The organism is Acinetobacter sp. YH12094 (genome assembly GCF_013419295.1).
Taxonomy (GTDB): Bacteria; Pseudomonadota; Gammaproteobacteria; order Pseudomonadales; family Moraxellaceae; genus Acinetobacter; species Acinetobacter amyesii.
Genome location: NZ_VPAK01000013.1, coordinates 1 through 14,898 on the forward strand (window position 1 = coordinate 1; position 14,898 = coordinate 14,898).

Annotated in this window: 16 protein-coding genes and 1 rRNA gene; 5 read left to right on the forward strand and 12 right to left on the reverse strand. The window is 37.3% G+C overall.

From position 1 onward, the window contains the following. A 5S ribosomal RNA gene (gene rrf / locus FTU34_RS11005) occupies positions 1-115 on the forward strand. A gap of 254 nt (positions 116-369) precedes the next feature. Next, positions 370-810: a hypothetical protein gene (locus FTU34_RS11010; protein WP_180035693.1), complete on the forward strand. Its 441-nt coding sequence runs from the start codon at positions 370-372 to the stop codon at positions 808-810. 11 nt (positions 811-821) lie between these two features. On the opposite strand, the gene FTU34_RS11015 is transcribed toward FTU34_RS11010, so the two are convergent. From FTU34_RS11015 to FTU34_RS11060, 10 genes are all read right to left on the reverse strand, one after another. Further along, on the reverse strand, positions 822-1,253 hold the full coding sequence (locus tag FTU34_RS11015; RefSeq protein ID WP_180035694.1) for a roadblock/LC7 domain-containing protein: 432 nt from the start codon (positions 1,251-1,253) through the stop codon (positions 822-824). Between the two features lie 10 nt (positions 1,254-1,263). After that, positions 1,264-1,800, reverse strand: coding sequence for an ATP/GTP-binding protein (locus tag FTU34_RS11020; RefSeq protein WP_078193879.1), 537 nt, complete (start codon positions 1,798-1,800; stop codon positions 1,264-1,266). A 9-nt stretch (positions 1,801-1,809) separates the two neighbouring features. Continuing rightward, entirely contained in the window at positions 1,810-2,769 is a 960-nt protein-coding gene (locus tag FTU34_RS11025) for a hypothetical protein (protein ID WP_180035695.1), read from the reverse strand. A gap of 52 nt (positions 2,770-2,821) precedes the next feature. Further along, positions 2,822-3,181 (reverse strand): hypothetical protein, encoded by a 360-nt coding sequence (locus FTU34_RS11030; RefSeq protein WP_078193877.1) that lies wholly within the window; start codon positions 3,179-3,181, stop codon positions 2,822-2,824. 481 nt (positions 3,182-3,662) lie between these two features. Further along, the gene (locus FTU34_RS11035) at positions 3,663-4,247 is read right to left on the reverse strand and encodes a lytic transglycosylase domain-containing protein (protein WP_180035696.1); all 585 of its coding nucleotides are present in this window, start codon (positions 4,245-4,247) and stop codon (positions 3,663-3,665) included. A 342-nt stretch (positions 4,248-4,589) separates the two neighbouring features. Then, positions 4,590-5,075, reverse strand: coding sequence for a GNAT family N-acetyltransferase (locus tag FTU34_RS11040; RefSeq protein ID WP_180035757.1), 486 nt, complete (start codon positions 5,073-5,075; stop codon positions 4,590-4,592). Between the two features lie 89 nt (positions 5,076-5,164). Then, a complete protein-coding gene (locus FTU34_RS11045; protein WP_180005578.1) occupies positions 5,165-6,364 on the reverse strand; it encodes an acyl-CoA dehydrogenase family protein in 1,200 nt (399 codons plus the stop codon). 29 nt (positions 6,365-6,393) lie between these two features. Next, positions 6,394-7,680: an acyl-CoA dehydrogenase family protein gene (locus FTU34_RS11050; RefSeq protein ID WP_180035758.1), complete on the reverse strand. Its 1,287-nt coding sequence runs from the start codon at positions 7,678-7,680 to the stop codon at positions 6,394-6,396. 241 nt (positions 7,681-7,921) lie between these two features. Beyond that, entirely contained in the window at positions 7,922-9,295 is a 1,374-nt protein-coding gene (locus FTU34_RS11055; RefSeq protein ID WP_180035697.1) for an AarF/ABC1/UbiB kinase family protein, read from the reverse strand. Positions 9,296-9,452: 157 nt separating this feature from the next. Beyond that, entirely contained in the window at positions 9,453-9,758 is a 306-nt protein-coding gene (locus FTU34_RS11060) for a hypothetical protein (RefSeq protein WP_180035698.1), read from the reverse strand. 311 nt (positions 9,759-10,069) lie between these two features. Here FTU34_RS11060 and prmB point away from each other — a divergent pair, with 311 nt between their 5' ends. The 3 genes from prmB (at position 10,070) to FTU34_RS11075 (ending at position 13,116) form a co-directional block, all read left to right on the forward strand. Continuing rightward, complete coding sequence (gene prmB / locus FTU34_RS11065; protein ID WP_078193871.1) at positions 10,070-11,080, forward strand: 50S ribosomal protein L3 N(5)-glutamine methyltransferase; 1,011 nt, start codon at positions 10,070-10,072, stop codon at positions 11,078-11,080. A gap of 13 nt (positions 11,081-11,093) precedes the next feature. Continuing rightward, the gene (aroC, locus tag FTU34_RS11070; RefSeq protein WP_111884302.1) at positions 11,094-12,188 is read left to right on the forward strand and encodes a chorismate synthase; all 1,095 of its coding nucleotides are present in this window, start codon (positions 11,094-11,096) and stop codon (positions 12,186-12,188) included. 412 nt (positions 12,189-12,600) lie between these two features. Beyond that, entirely contained in the window at positions 12,601-13,116 is a 516-nt protein-coding gene (locus FTU34_RS11075) for a GNAT family N-acetyltransferase (RefSeq protein WP_180035699.1), read from the forward strand. A 104-nt stretch (positions 13,117-13,220) separates the two neighbouring features. On the opposite strand, the gene FTU34_RS11080 is transcribed toward FTU34_RS11075, so the two are convergent. Further along, positions 13,221-13,748 carry a hypothetical protein gene (locus FTU34_RS11080; RefSeq protein WP_180035700.1) on the reverse strand — a complete coding sequence of 176 codons (528 nt, stop codon included), beginning with the start codon at positions 13,746-13,748 and terminating at the stop codon, positions 13,221-13,223. 174 nt (positions 13,749-13,922) lie between these two features. Continuing rightward, on the reverse strand, positions 13,923-14,696 hold the full coding sequence (locus tag FTU34_RS11085) for a hypothetical protein (protein WP_180035701.1): 774 nt from the start codon (positions 14,694-14,696) through the stop codon (positions 13,923-13,925). Positions 14,697-14,898: the final 202 nt, after the last annotated feature.

A 14,898-nucleotide genomic window follows, 5' to 3' on the forward strand; every position in this document is an offset into this window, starting at 1 on the left:
GCTGGCGACAATAGCAAGAGTGAACCACCTGATCCCTTCCCGAACTCAGAAGTGAAACCTCTTAGCGCTGATGGTAGTGTGGGGTTACCCATGTGAGAGTAAGTCATCGCCAGCTCATTATTCGAAAACACCCCCTTCAAAGCGAAGGGGGTGTTTTTTTATGTGCTGGGAAAAAGGGAAAGTTATCAAAATAGAAAAATAATAAGAGAAGCAAATTCAAAAAATAGGAAAACGAGAGATATTTAAAGAAAATAAAACTAAAATGCTCAATCCATCTATATCATTTTAAAATCTTTTGCTAATGAAAATGTGTAATAAATCAATATAATAAAATCGTTTATTTCATTAATAATATATAGGGTATTTAAGATGTTTTTAAAAAAATTATTAACTATAGTTTTATTTGCATTTGTTTCTTTAAATACTACAGCTGGTGTGTATCAGGATAAACTAAGTGAATGTTTGGTAAATAAAATTTCAGCAGAAGAGAGTCAGAACTTAACGGCTTGGATTTATTTGGCATTTTCAGCACATCCAGAAATTTCTAAGTATAGTAAAGTGACGTCCGCTGAGATGCAAAAGATTGATAAAAATATGGCAAATTTATTTCAAGATTTATTTACTAAACGTTGTAATGCTGAAATCAAAGCTGTTACAGAAAATGAAGGAACAAATGCTTTGGGTAAAGCATTTGAACTATTGGGGAATCGTGCAGCTGAGAACCTGATGAAAAATCCAGTTGTTGAAAAACGTATTGCATCATTTGCACAATATTTTGATGAAGATAAAATGCGTGAATCGATGAAATAAATTGAATTGGACTAGGTGAATGTATTTGACAGTTGATATTCGCTTAGTTCATTACTCACTCTTTTTAAAGAATATAATAATTGCCCTAATAATACATTTTTTGATGTCAAGACAACTAATATCATAGGGTGCTGAGGGTGAGAGATCGCTGTGAGTAATGCTTTACCATTTTCTGCATCTAATGTAATGGTTTGACAACCGACTAAATTAATTTCATTAGTAAAAGCTTGAACCATTGCTAAGATTGAACTGCTTACAGCTGCAAGTTTTCCAGAATTTTCAATATTTTTCTTTTCTATAGATTTTAATTCAAAACCATCAGTTGAACATAACATCATATATTCAACACCGGACACATCAGAAATTAACTCCTTCATGAGTTTATGTGCTTGTTCAATAAGCTGTAGTGGTGCTGAACGTGTTGTACGAATTGCTGTATTCATAATATCTTCATCAGATTGAAAGTTGAACTTCGGCTTTTGCAATAAGTGCTTCTAGAATAAAAAGAATGTCTTTTTTATTTCTAGCATCGATATAAAAAATGGGGTGATGTATCTGTTGTGAATCTTGCCATTCTTTATAAAGTTTGGTGGATTTATACTGAGTACTATCTAAATGTGTAATCGCGATGATGATGTTTTCATTATTTTCAGAAAAATAATTTAAATAATCATTCAGCTGCTGAATTGGATGGTCATGTGTATGATCAATCAAAATAATTGTACCAATCGCGCCGTTACAAATGGTATTCCATATAAAGTTAAATCTTTCTTGGCCCGGTGTACCATATAAACCAAGTTTAGTACCATCGGCGAGAGTAAGTTCACCGTAATCGATTCCAACAGTAGTCAACATTTTTTGATGCGCATTTTGATCAGTATTAAGCGCTTCTGTACTCAGTACAGGAATATCAGAAATACTTTGAATAGCAGTGGTTTTTCCGGCACCCATCGTTCCGGCAAATACGATCTTGTATTGCTGTAAAATCATAATGAAATTTTAGATTCCTAATTTTTTTCGAAGACTACGGAAAAAACTCTGTAGTGGATTTGAAGATTCTTGAGCTGTTTTTTGGCTATGATATACACTCGCCATGGCTGGTATCTCTTCTATGATTTGAGCTATGTGGCATGCAAATAAATAACGATTAATAAAGTTTTGGCTTAAATGTATTTGTTCAGCAATATATTGAGTAGAACTACCTTCCATAAAAAAAGCGGATATTTTCAATAGTGATTGTCGCTCAGCACAATGTATAGGCTGTGGCCAATGCAAAAGTTTATAGTGGCTTGTGTAATTGGGGGGAGTATCATCTACGTAATCCCAAACAAATTGCCATAATCCATGCTGTAAATTTATTGATTCCAACCCATATTTAAAAGTGACAACTGTATTTGTATCTGCTGAAATGAGTGTGATTTCAGAATTTTGTGTGATTTGTATATTTTGTTCTATCCAAAACTCATTGCTTAAGTTATCAATGAGTGCGATTGGTTTTTGATCTAAAAGCAATAGTTGACGTTGATGTTTATTTAAATCTTTAAAAGCCTGTGAGATCTGGAGTGCATTTAATTTAGGTTTTGTGTCTTGAACAACAATAGGATTGGACACATTTACAGGATTAATGTCTCGGAACCTTAACGCAACTGAATGCTCTAACCAATGCTCAAATTGATTGGTATTTGTTAGGGGTAAAAACAGGGTATCGTGTTCGATTTGATTTGCTTTCAATTCATTTTTTTTAAGTTTAAGTATGATTAAAGCTTCGTGCCTTATTTTATTTATATTCGGCAGGTCGATAAAGTCATCATTGATTAATAGGACTTGGAGTTTCGAATCTGCAATGTTTGTCCAATGAATAGTAAAAGTTTCAGATAGCTTATTTGAAATAATAGATTTAATGTCATTGATAACATTTAGATTTAAGCCAAAGATAGAAATATATAATGTGCTATTCACGAAATGGTCCAGAAAAACTGGGTTATTTCTTGTGAAATAACCCAACTTTAAATTAAGAAAAATCTAATTCTTTTTCGAAATGTTTAAGTTCATGGCGAGCCATAGCAAGGTTTGATTTACTACGGTCTAATACGAGGTAAAGAAATAATGCTTCATTTGAGTCGAGTGGGCGGATTAAGTGATATTGTTTACCCAGAGTAATTAGAATGTCTTCAATAGAGTCATTTAAATTCAACGCTTTGGCAACTTTACGCTTTGAGCGGACAACTTCAGTATTACCAGCAGCAGCTAATTCTAAATCGATGTCGTTATTGCCTTGTGTCGCCATAGCAAGGCCACTTTCGCTGTCAACCAAAGCTGCAGCAATAAAACCGTCAATGTCTGTTAAAGCGTTTAAAGATAATTTGGCCATTATTAACCCCAATAAATTATATGTTAATCAGTAATATAGTTTTACTGACTTATATGATATTAGCTAAAAATAATGAATAAACAATGCTAAAAAAATCAGCTGGTTGATTATTGTTAATAATAAATAAAGTAAAAATGGTCTTTAAATGATTCTTGGCTGCTAATAGTTGTGGGATTGTGTAGAATATTTAAACTTTTTATAGAATTGTTGTATATGAAATTCAATTAAGGTTGTTGTTTTATAAGAGTTTTTTTATTAATAGATTTAATGTATTATTTCATTAATTTAATATGCAAAAAACGATTATGTAAGATGAAATAAATATTAAAAATATATGCTGTTTGTTTATTTATTACTCATTAAAATACATCATATAATATTATTCTAGAATCTATATTTGTGATTTAAGTCTATTAAATTCAAGTATTTGTGATATATGTTAAAAGTTCAATCATGGGGTAATAGGATTGAACTTTACTTCTTATAATGCACTTTTTAAATTATTTCGATGTTGTTTCACTTGTTTTGCATAACGTTTGCCTTGTTTTTTCATTTTTCGATTGGTGTTATAAGCGGTAGGTCCGACATTATAGTAGGCTAAAGCTTTTGGCATGCTGCCAGCGGCATTTTTATATTTAGTTAAAATAAATGACCCACAATTAATATTGGTTAATTCGTCATATAAATCCCCAGGGCATGTTGCTTGCCAATAACGTGGCATCACCTGAGTTAAACCGACTGCACCTGCAGGTGAACTGACATAAGGGCGAAAAGTTGATTCTTGGCGAATAACAGCAGCCAGTAGTAAAGGATCTAAGTTGTATTGATCAGCAGTTTGCACAATGTAGGGTGACACTCGATTTGCAGTTTCAGGATTGACTGAATAGGCCTTTTGGATCCCTGATGAAAGTTTAACGGCACGTTTTTCTACAGAGCCACCACCGAGTGATGAACATCCAGAAATCAGGGTTAAAGATATAATAACAGTTGAAAATTTTAAGCTGTGAGCGCTTAGGAGCGACGAAAGATGAGTTGAAAGGCGAGTTTTATTCAGTACATTCTGCATTTATATTCACTTTAAAATAATCATGGCTAAGTGTAATTACTAAAGCGATATTATGAACTGGAGACTTAGAGGTCAATATTTTCTTAAGATGCTCTGTACAGTGAAATTGTAAGAATTGATGGAAATGTACTCAAATTACATAATTATTTAAGTGAAGAGAGAAAAACAGACAGCATTACTTGTGTCAGTATTTCTCTCTTGACATGGTACTTATTAAGATTGTGGGGACATTCAAATCCCGAGAACTTTAGTTATAAAAAACTAGAATATCCACTCATGAAATATCCCTATTTGAAAAAGCTATAACTTTTTTCAGAGGTATGAATGGAATCTAAGTATAATTTAAAGTGTTTTAAGCATCCAAATTTCGCATGCTTGGTTATGACCTGTATTGCCCTTGGGAGCTTGTAAATGTTGAAATCCTACTTTTTCATAGAGTTTTACCGCTTGTCCAAGTGTATGTGTAGTTTCTAAATAACACGCTTTAAAATTATGATCTTTGGCGAATTGAAAACAAAGTTCTAAAATATCTTTGGCTAAGCCATGACCACGTAATTCAGGCATAAAATACATTTTTTGGATTTCTAAAATGCTTGAATCTCCAGCTAAAGGAGAAAGGCCGCCACCACCTAAAATTGTACCGTGTTGATTTTCAATAACCCAATATTGTGCATTTGCTTGCGCATAGACGTGATATAAATCATCTAATATTGGATCTGCAACGGCAAATCCTGATTCAGGTGCTAATCCAAATTCTTTGGAAACTGTGCGAATGACATTGGCAATGCTTGCATTGTCTTCAAGTTGAAGTGGTCGGATCTGAAACATAATCATCGAAAAACAAAAAGATGGATTGTTTATAGACTGATCCTATATAAAAATCCATCTTTAAGTTTCAAATTGCTCAAGCAAAGTAATTATTTTAATTCGCTTGAACTTTTACCCAGTTCACGTCGTGCAACGATTAATTGTTGAATTTGCTGTGTTCCTTCAAATATATCAAGGATTTTTGAATCACGTGCCCATTTTTCCAATAATTCATCTTCGTTATAACCAACTGCAGCTGCGAGCTCTACACACTTTAAGGTGATTTCATTACCTACACGGCCTGCTTTTGCTTTAGCGATGGATGCTTCACGTGAGTTAGGTTTTTTGTTGTCAGCCATCCATGCAGCTTTGAGCATGAGTAGACGTGCTGCTTCCCAGTCTGCTTCCATTCGGTAGATTTGTGCAGCAATATTCGAACTTTGTAAGATGGGTGTTGAATACTGTTCGTCTAATTCATCTTTAAAGATTTCTTTAATTCGCTCTAAAGATGCCTTTGCACAACCTATAGCCATCGCAGCAACGAGTGGGCGAGTATTATCAAAAGTTTCCATAACCCCAGCAAAACCCTTTGCTACATCAATTTCAGCATTGCCTAATAAGTTTGCAGCAGGGACACGACAATCTACAAAACTAATGGCAGCAGTATCAGAAGCTTTAATACCCAATTTATGTTCTAGGCGTTCTACAGTCATTCCTGGTGTACCTTTTTCAACAACAAAGGATTTAATCGCTGCTCGACCTAATTTTTTATCTAGTGTTGCCCAAACCACCACTGAATCAGCACGTTCGCCCGAGGTAACAAAGATTTTTTCACCATTGAGGATGTATTCATCGCCATCTTTCGTCGCTGTTGTCCGAATTGCTGCTGAATCAGAGCCGCAATTGGGTTCTGTAATGGCCATAGCGGCCCAAGTTCCTTTTAAGCGTTCTAGTTGTTCATCATTGGCTACTGCGGCAATAGCCGAGTTTCCAAGCCCTTGTCGAGGCATACTGAGCAACAGACCTGTATCTCCATAGCACATCTCGATGATACTGAGGGCTGTTGACATATTGACACCGTTTTTATTACCCGTGTCTGTGTCGCCACGTTTATTGACGGCAGCACCTGCATTCATGCCATCACCGCCATCATTCATACCGTCGACGAGGGAAGACAACATGTCTAACTCTTTAGGATAGGCATGTTCGGCTTTGTCATATTTACGTGAAATAGGACGTAGAACATTTAAAGCGACTTCATGGGCTTGGTCGATCAGCAATTTAAATTTTTTCGGATTTTGTAAGTTCATGGACATTTCCTTGTTTTTATTTTGCTGAATTAAGCATGTAAGCCAGATTGAAGAATCGCTGTGGCACGTAAGTCTCGATACCAACGTTCTACGGGATGTTCTTTGGTAAAGCCGTGACCACCTAATATTTGCACGCCATCGGTCCCAATTTTCATTGACTTTTCAGCACATAGCACGCGGGCTAAATAGGCTTCACGATGAAAAGGCTTGCCGGCTTCGGCTAGACTTGCTGCATTAAGGATGAGCATATGCATGGCATCTATTTCGATTGCCATATCTGCAATCATAAATGCCACACTTTGACGGTGCGAAATTGGCTCCCCAAAAGCTGTACGTTCGTTGGCATATTGAATGCAATATTTCTTGACTGCAGTTGCGGTACCAACAGCCATGGCACACCACATTAAATTGCCAAGATCGATAAATGAGGTGTAATTGAAATCTTGATCTCCTAAGCGTTGGGCAGGGGTCTGATCAAATTTTAAAGTTACCGTTTCAGTGGCTTTCAAACCCATAGCAGGTGTTTTTTTTGCGCTAATGCTCTGGTCGCGTTGCACAATAAAAACTTCAGGCTGTCCATTGAGCATGGCACTCACTAACAGCACATCTGCCTGTTCGCCTAGAAGGACTAAGGTTTTCTCCCCACTGATTTTATACTGCTGGCCATCAGCAATCGCGTGAGTTTTAAGTTGATAGGGATTAAATGCCGCTGTTGCCTCTTGAACCGCAAAGCTTGCACGTAGGGCTGAATCATCTGCAAATGCCGCTAAGTAGGTTGCTTGAACAGATTCGGAACCCCATTGGGTAATGGTGTTGATACAGCTAAATGTCGACAGTAAACCTGCTGTTAAACTAAAGTCACCTTCAGCCAATTGTTCAGCAATTAAGATATTGCTAATGATATTTTTTTCTGCCGCGACGCCACCCAAATCTTCAGGTAAGGCATAATAATTTAGACCTAGATCTTGGATATGTTGCCATAACGCTTCAGGAAATCTTTCCTCTTGATCGGCTTGATGAGCAAGTGGATACAAGACTTCTGTGGCAAACTGCTGCATCGCATCAGCAGTCATTTGTTGTTCTTCAGTCAGGTTTAAATCAAATAATGATTTTTGTTGATTAGGCAAACGTTGCTTATGCACATCTTTGTTGGTCTGAAATACTTTTTGCGTTTGGCTCAAGGTTTTAAAACCAGCTTTTGAGCTCTGATACAAAGATTTTTCAACAAATTTGCGCAGTTTAAACTGATCGAGTACATCACTTCCGGCAATTTTAGTTAAAAGTGAGAGTCCAAATCCTTGTGCCTTGTTTACCATATTGGTCATTGTTGTTTTCCATTTGCGTTGTTCTTATTTAATGCTGACATGCCAAAGATAGAAAAACCATGTCATAAATGACATGCGTGATTGTCAAAGATAAACGGAGCACTTAGGCGATTTTTGATAGCTAAATGATTAATTAAGAATGGAAAATCAAAAAGGCTTAAATGGATTTTTATTTTGAAATTGACTTGGCTGACATTTGAGTCAGCCAAGTCTTAAGATGTGCATTGAATGTTTATTGATATTTTTGAATCATACGACGAACATTGGTTTTCGCTTCAATGACGGTCATAAAGGTATATGCACCGATAAATTTACGGCTAATAAACATAAACTCTTTAGGTGGAACTGAGAAGTAACGAGATGCCATCGATTTTGACGCTTGTTGCATTACACGGCTATGTAATTGGCTTTTTTTCCAGTCATAGCGTTGTTGTTCGTCCATAACACCAGCAGGGATGTCTGGGTTATTTTCAGTGCTACTAAATGCCTCTGTCGCTAACAGAAAGACTTTGGCCATATCGGGTTTAATACTTTGTGGAATACCATCAAAGAACTCATAACCTGTCATCGCTTTGACCATTTGCTCAGAGCTATGGTGATAACCCGCGGTAATCAAATTACGTGCAACGCCTAATAGATGCTCATCGAACTGACGGATTGCACCAAAGTCGAGGAGTACGATTTTATCTGGTACATCCGCACCATTGCCCAAACGGACCAAATAGTTTCCAAAGTTAGGGTCGGTTTGCATTTCACCCCATTCAAAAATTTCACGTACGGCAATCTCAAGTGATGCTTCACCTAAGGCATTGCGACGCTCTTGAGGAAGTGACAGCATTACTGGGCTGTTAATCGGTACACCACGTTCAAAAGTCATACACAGCACTTGAGGTGTTGAATAACCATCAATGATTTGCGGCACGATATAGCGCGGGTCTTCTTTTAAGCGTGCAGCAAAACGGCGAGTGGTATCTGCTTCGATTTTATAATTTACTTCACGATGCATCATTTCACGAACTTCATCAAACCACTGATCAAATTCACGGGTTTGAGGAACCATTCGTGTCAGTTTGAGCATGTTTTTGAATAGATTCATATCCGAATCGATTGCATCTGCCACACCCGGATACTGGATTTTTAAAACCAGTTCTAAACCATCAGATTTACGTTTTGCACGGTGAACTTGTGCCAAAGAAGCTGTACCAAGTGGCTCATGATCAATCACGAGATCATCAAGTTTTGAGCCAAGTTGATTTTGTAATTGGACTTTAATGGCTGGCCATGCCAATGCAACTGTTTGATTGTTCAAGGTGTTGAGGGCTTGGGTGATTTCTTCAGGCAGAAAATGTTCACCATACAACGCCATCATTTGGCCAATTTTTACAATCGAACCTTTTAATTTACCAATTTCTGCGACGAGATATTCGGCCTGATCTTTCATGGCTTTTTTACGCTTTTTCTCTTTTTCTTCCTCACTCGAAAAAATAGAAGTGGCGTTTGATGCTGCCCAACGAGTTCCCGCAAGTAGCGATGCCTTTGCGATAGATAAGCGTCGATCCATAGAAGACGTTTTCAAGTGTTTGAGCTTATCGTTCTGATCTGACATGTAAATTAAATCCTTTAATCAGCAATTCGCAGAAAAATACATTGTAGCTAATTTTAACGTTTCTTAACGTATTAAAATAGTTCAACTTACTGAATATGCAGTAAGCATTTGCAAACTTAATCACGATGCCGCGTAGACAGGTATATTGGAATGAAAACTATAAACGATATTTGATTTTTACCGTATCATTTTGCATCAATGCCGTTTTATGTTCTTCAATATGTTGATGAATAAGGTGTTGGACAGATTCGTCTTTAAATCCGGCAGCATAACCTTTGACAATAATAATGCTCGGTAAGCTAAAAAATAGGGTACGAGCGTTTTCTAAACTCGGATCAGGGAAAACTTGATGTTCGATCAGCAGTTGCTGAAAAAATGCCTTTTCATTTTGCACGTTTAAAGACTGAGTGTCTTCCCAATAGCTTTGACGCATAGCCATGAGGTTATTGTGCTTATAGCTCATTGGAGCTCCGCATTTAAAATTTAACTGTTTGTATGGGGATGATTTTAAGAAAATAAAGCTTAGGATCAAGTACAAATTGCTAAACATTTGAGCTTGAATTGGTTTTTATTCGTAATTTTTATCTATTAGGTTTTATAGCATGCTGAAGCAAAGCCTAAAGTACAAATTTCATTTCAGCGAATGTATCTGACCTATATATGCAGGTTATGAAACGCTTGCAAGCGGTGAATAATGCCGTATTTTTATTATAAATAGCATCAAAACAAGGTATCATAGGGCGTTTAAAAAATTATGAACTGGAGACGCCTTAAGTGGATCGACCGACTATTAGCCCTGAACATTTACAGGAAGCAGCTGAAAACCTATCTACAATTCGTGATTATATCCGCTTTGGGGTAACAGCTTTACGTCAATATGATGCCCACTTAGGACAAGGTACAGAAGACTATTTTGCTGAAAGCTCAGCATTGGTTTTACAAACGTTATCTCTAGATTGGAATGCAGATGCGGAAATCTTAGATGCGAAATTATTGCCAAGTGAAGTTGCAGAATTTTTAGCATTGTTAGAACGTCGTATTAATGAAAAAGTTCCGACGTCTTATTTACTTAACTTGTCGTATTTCTTTGGTAAGCCATTTTATGTCGATGAACGTGTACTGATTCCACGTTCTCCAATTGCAGAATTGATTGAAAACCGTTTTGCGCCATATTGCTTAGGTGAAAATGGCGAAATGGGTGCTGCGGTTAATAATCTACCTGAAAATGCCAATCCAAAAACTCCTCAGCGCATTTTAGATATGTGTACGGGTTCAGGTTGTATCGCGATTGCTTTAGCTTATGCATTCCCAGACGCTGAAGTTGATGCAACAGATTTGTCTAAAGATGCACTTGAAGTGGCGCAAATTAACTGTGAACACCACAATAAACAATATCAAGTTGCTTTACTTGAGTCTGATTTATTCGCCAAAATTCCAGCAGAAAATCAATATGATTTGATCGTGTCGAATCCACCATATGTGGATGCTGAAGACATGGCAGATTTACCAGAAGAATTCCACCATGAACCTGAAATGGCGCTTGCTGCGGGTCAAGATGGTTTGGATCTTGTACGTAAAATGTTGGCACAAGCTGCAGATTACCTGACTGAAGATGGCTTAATTGTGATTGAAGTGGGTAACTCAGAATGGGCAATGCGCCAAAACTTCAATACCGTTGATTTTTACTGGTTACAATTCCAAAAAGGCGGTACAGGTATCTTTGCATTGACTGCTGCTCAATGCCGCGAATACCGAGATTTATTTATTCAATCTGTTCAAGCATAAGGAGTCGTTTGACATGGCAGGTAATAGTATAGGGCAACTCTTCCGTGTAACGACTTGTGGTGAATCTCATGGCGTTGGTCTGATGGCCATTGTGGATGGGGTTCCACCGGGTATTGAACTGACTGAAGCCGATTTGCAAAAGGATCTGGATCGTCGTAAGCCGGGCACATCTAAGTTTGCAACTCAGCGTAAAGAACCCGATGAAGTTGAAATTATTTCAGGCGTATTTGAAGGCAAAACGACCGGTACATCGATTGGTCTATTGATCCGTAACACAGATCAAAAATCAAAAGATTATGGCAACATCGCGCAAACCTTCCGTCCGGGTCATGCAGACTATACGTATACACATAAGTATGGTTTCCGTGATTATCGTGGTGGTGGTCGTTCGAGTGCTCGTGAAACTGCGATGCGTGTTGCTGCGGGTGCGATTGCTAAAAAATTCTTGTTTGAGAAATTCGGCATAGAAATTCGTGGTCATGTAACCCAAATTGGTACCGAAAAAGCAGAGAAATTGGACTGGAATGAAGTTCCGAATAACCCATTTTTCTGTGGTGATGCTGATGCCGTCCCACGTTTTGAGGCTCTCGTAACGTCACTTCGTGAACAAGGAACGAGCTGTGGCGCCAAACTGGAAATTATTGCGACGCAAGTGCCAGTCGGTTGGGGCGAGCCTGTATTTGATCGTTTAGATGCAGATATTGCACATGCTATGATGTCCATCAATGCTGTAAAAGGTGTGGAAATTGGTGATGGCTTTGGCGTTGCTGAGCAGTTTGGTCATGAAACCCGTGATGAGTTAACAACGGATGGTTTCTTGGCAAACCATGCAGGCGGCATTTTGGGCGGTATTTCGAGTGGTCAAGACATTCGTGTTGCGATCGCCTTGAAACCAACAGCTTCCATTACTACGCCGGGTAAAACCATTACGATTAATCGTGAAGATACAGATGTGTTGACCAAAGGTCGCCATGATCCTTGTGTCGGTGTTCGCGCGACACCAATTGCAGAGGCGATGTTAGCAATTGTGCTCATGGATCACTTCATGCGTAACCGTGCCCAAAATGCAGACGTTATTGCACCATTTGCTCCAATTGAACCCAAGTGAGGAAACAAAGCGCCGCTTTGTTCCGAACGCGGTTCGGTGAGTAGCGTTAGCGAGTCACAGAGGATAAATAACAAAGCGCCGCTTTGTTCCGAACGCGGTTAGTGAATAGCGTTAGCAAGTCACAGTGGATAAATAACAAAGCGTTGCTTTGTTCCGAACGCGGTTAGTGAATAGCGTTAGCAAGTCACAGTGGATAAATAACAAAGCGTTGCTTTGTTCCGAACGCGGTATGGTGAGTAACGTTAGCGCGTCACAGAGGATAAATAACAAAGCACTGCTTTTTGTTCCGATGCTGTTGGTGAATAGCGTTAGCAAGTCACACTGATGAGCACATTGCTTTAAAAAAACCAGACAATTGTCTGGTTTTTTTATTTCAGTAAAATAGGCCTATGAAAATAAATAGCTAAAAAATATGAATATAAGACATGCTTTACTTGGTGATATTCAGCAGCTCGAAAGCTTAATGAATATAGCCTATCGGGAAAATCATCCCAAGAGTTGGACCACGGAACATCATATTGTTCGAGGAAATCGAATAAATGTCTCTCAACTCAGTCAACTCTTACAAAAAAAGGATTTTTATCTATATGTGATTGAGTCGGTACATGCGCAGATCAAGGGGTGTATTGGTATTCAAATGCAGGGGATGAGCTGTGAAATTGGTCATTTTGCAATTCATCCAAATGAGCAAGCTCAGGGCTTAGGAAAAAAATTATTGCAATTTGCAGAACAGCAAGCGATGTTGATGGAACCCAATGTTGAAGAATTTGTCATGTATATGATTGATCAGCGTTTAGAATTAATAAAATATTATCAACGACGTGGCTATAACATAACAGATGAAAATCAAGCCTATCCTCTTCATCTAGAGGTAGGTCAACCGATTTGTGAACTGACAATTAAACAATTAATTAAACGAATAAAATAAAGATCATGTGATGCATTTGATTAATTTATAAGATGAGATGAATAAAAAATCCCAAAAGAAAACATACACTAACTTCTGGGATTTTTATTTTAGACTATTTGGTCTTAAGAATAAGCACGTAAAAATAGACGATAGGCATCTGAAGATTTTTGGTTTTTTAACATATAGTGTGCGATTTCACCTTGGTTGGTATTCATAATCACAGCAATATTTTTTGCGTCCCGAAATTTTTTAAGCACAGCATCTGGGATCATCACGGTATTAGAAGAATCAATTACATTTGAATTATCTAAGCGACGATAATTTGTTTGACCAATTGCAGGATAAGACAAAACTTTACCGTCAATCACAAAAGATATTTCACTCATATCAAGCTGCTGTTGATCATAAGAATGCAGTGAAAGTGCATACTCACCTTTGTTTTTTTGCCAATCAATTGCAAGTTCAGGACATTTTTGCCCAGCTTCACATAGTAACTGACCTCGAGTAATGGTCCGTTGGATCACTTTGCTGTTTTCAACGGTATTCACACCTTTTAGCTTCAAGGTTCTTGTTTCAGGTTTATTTTTAGGTACGGTAATACAACCCGTGAGTAGTAGGAGTGTGAATCCTAGAACTAAATAATTTTTCATGCGTATTTCCATGTTAGCGTTATTTTTATGAGCAATATTTATTTTGGCGCATATTCACACAGAAAAACAAAAAAGTAAAATACATCACACTTTTCTAGTTTTGTTTGAGCACTGCTTTGATATAAGTGGTCGATATTCAAATAAAAAATATTATTAAGTGATGTAAATCTTATTTCATTGAAATTTAGATAACTTAAGCAAAATCTGTGATTTCGCGTTATCAATCTGCTCGGGATTGGTTTGTCGAGATAATTGTTCACGTGGTTTTTCACCTAAAAAATATTTGATCCGTTCGGCATTTGCACCTGATGGATGGGGAAGTCCAGCTAAAATCTGTTGATCATTTAAATAGCCTAAGCTGCTTACATAATTTAAAACCTCATCTACACCTTTGCCTAGTGGGATATAAATTGCGTTAGGAAGCTGTTGGACCATAGGAATAAAATAATCATTAATATGTTGTTTTAATAATTCATTTTTTAGCATTGCGGGTGTTGAGCCAGCATAATTTTTTCCATTGACCAAAATGCATTGCTGTAAAACCGAGCACATTTGCACCTTATCTTGATGAATGCTAAATAGCTCAGCAGTGGTCTGTATGCCTAATTGATTGTGTAATCCAATATGATCTAGTAGTTGAGTTAAATTTTTGCGAATAGGGCCGCTAAAAGCACCACTATTCTTGGCAAGTTTAAGAATGTTTTCCTCAGATAATTGCTGTTCTAAGCCGTCCTTCGCTGCAATTAATGCATTACGCCATTGTTGCTGGCCTGGGCAGATGCCGACGATAACCACTTTTGCATCATGATTTATGGCCTCAAATGGTGCATAAAAGCTTTGAATAGTTCCCAGAGTCTTAAGTAGGAGTAAATCACTTTGAGTTAATTCTTCAATAGCATGTGTTTTGATCACAGATGCGTAGCGAGAGAAAAGCGTAGAATCCGACATAAAACTTCAATCTTTCTAGTTATAAATTTCATTTAATATTTTAAACCTTTATTTTAAAGATGAAGTATTTAGGTTTAGAAAAAATGATTTTAAATTTATAGACTAACAACTTAAATCGATATAAAAATAATATTTAACAATATTGACCCAAATAGGACTTGAGATTTGGTACAAATATTGCTCATATCTAACTAAGGCAATA

Excerpts from the sequence above, each read along its gene's own strand:
- FTU34_RS11010 (WP_180035693.1), top strand. The coding sequence starts at position 370 with ATGTTTTTAAAAAAATTATTAACTATAGTTTTATTTGCATTTGTTTCT.
- FTU34_RS11015 (WP_180035694.1), bottom strand. The coding sequence starts at position 1,253 with ATGAATACAGCAATTCGTACAACACGTTCAGCACCACTACAGCTTATT.
- FTU34_RS11020 (WP_078193879.1), bottom strand. The coding sequence starts at position 1,800 with ATGATTTTACAGCAATACAAGATCGTATTTGCCGGAACGATGGGTGCC.
- FTU34_RS11030 (WP_078193877.1), bottom strand. The coding sequence starts at position 3,181 with ATGGCCAAATTATCTTTAAACGCTTTAACAGACATTGACGGTTTTATT.
- FTU34_RS11035 (WP_180035696.1), bottom strand. The coding sequence starts at position 4,247 with ATGCAGAATGTACTGAATAAAACTCGCCTTTCAACTCATCTTTCGTCG.
- FTU34_RS11040 (WP_180035757.1), bottom strand. The coding sequence starts at position 5,075 with ATGTTTCAGATCCGACCACTTCAACTTGAAGACAATGCAAGCATTGCC.
- FTU34_RS11045 (WP_180005578.1), bottom strand. The coding sequence starts at position 6,364 with ATGAACTTACAAAATCCGAAAAAATTTAAATTGCTGATCGACCAAGCC.
- FTU34_RS11050 (WP_180035758.1), bottom strand. The coding sequence starts at position 7,680 with ATGGTAAACAAGGCACAAGGATTTGGACTCTCACTTTTAACTAAAATT.
- FTU34_RS11055 (WP_180035697.1), bottom strand. The coding sequence starts at position 9,295 with ATGTCAGATCAGAACGATAAGCTCAAACACTTGAAAACGTCTTCTATG.
- FTU34_RS11060 (WP_180035698.1), bottom strand. The coding sequence starts at position 9,758 with ATGAGCTATAAGCACAATAACCTCATGGCTATGCGTCAAAGCTATTGG.
- aroC (WP_111884302.1), top strand. The coding sequence starts at position 11,094 with ATGGCAGGTAATAGTATAGGGCAACTCTTCCGTGTAACGACTTGTGGT.
- FTU34_RS11075 (WP_180035699.1), top strand. The coding sequence starts at position 12,601 with ATGAATATAAGACATGCTTTACTTGGTGATATTCAGCAGCTCGAAAGC.
- FTU34_RS11080 (WP_180035700.1), bottom strand. The coding sequence starts at position 13,748 with ATGAAAAATTATTTAGTTCTAGGATTCACACTCCTACTACTCACGGGT.
- FTU34_RS11085 (WP_180035701.1), bottom strand. The coding sequence starts at position 14,696 with ATGTCGGATTCTACGCTTTTCTCTCGCTACGCATCTGTGATCAAAACA.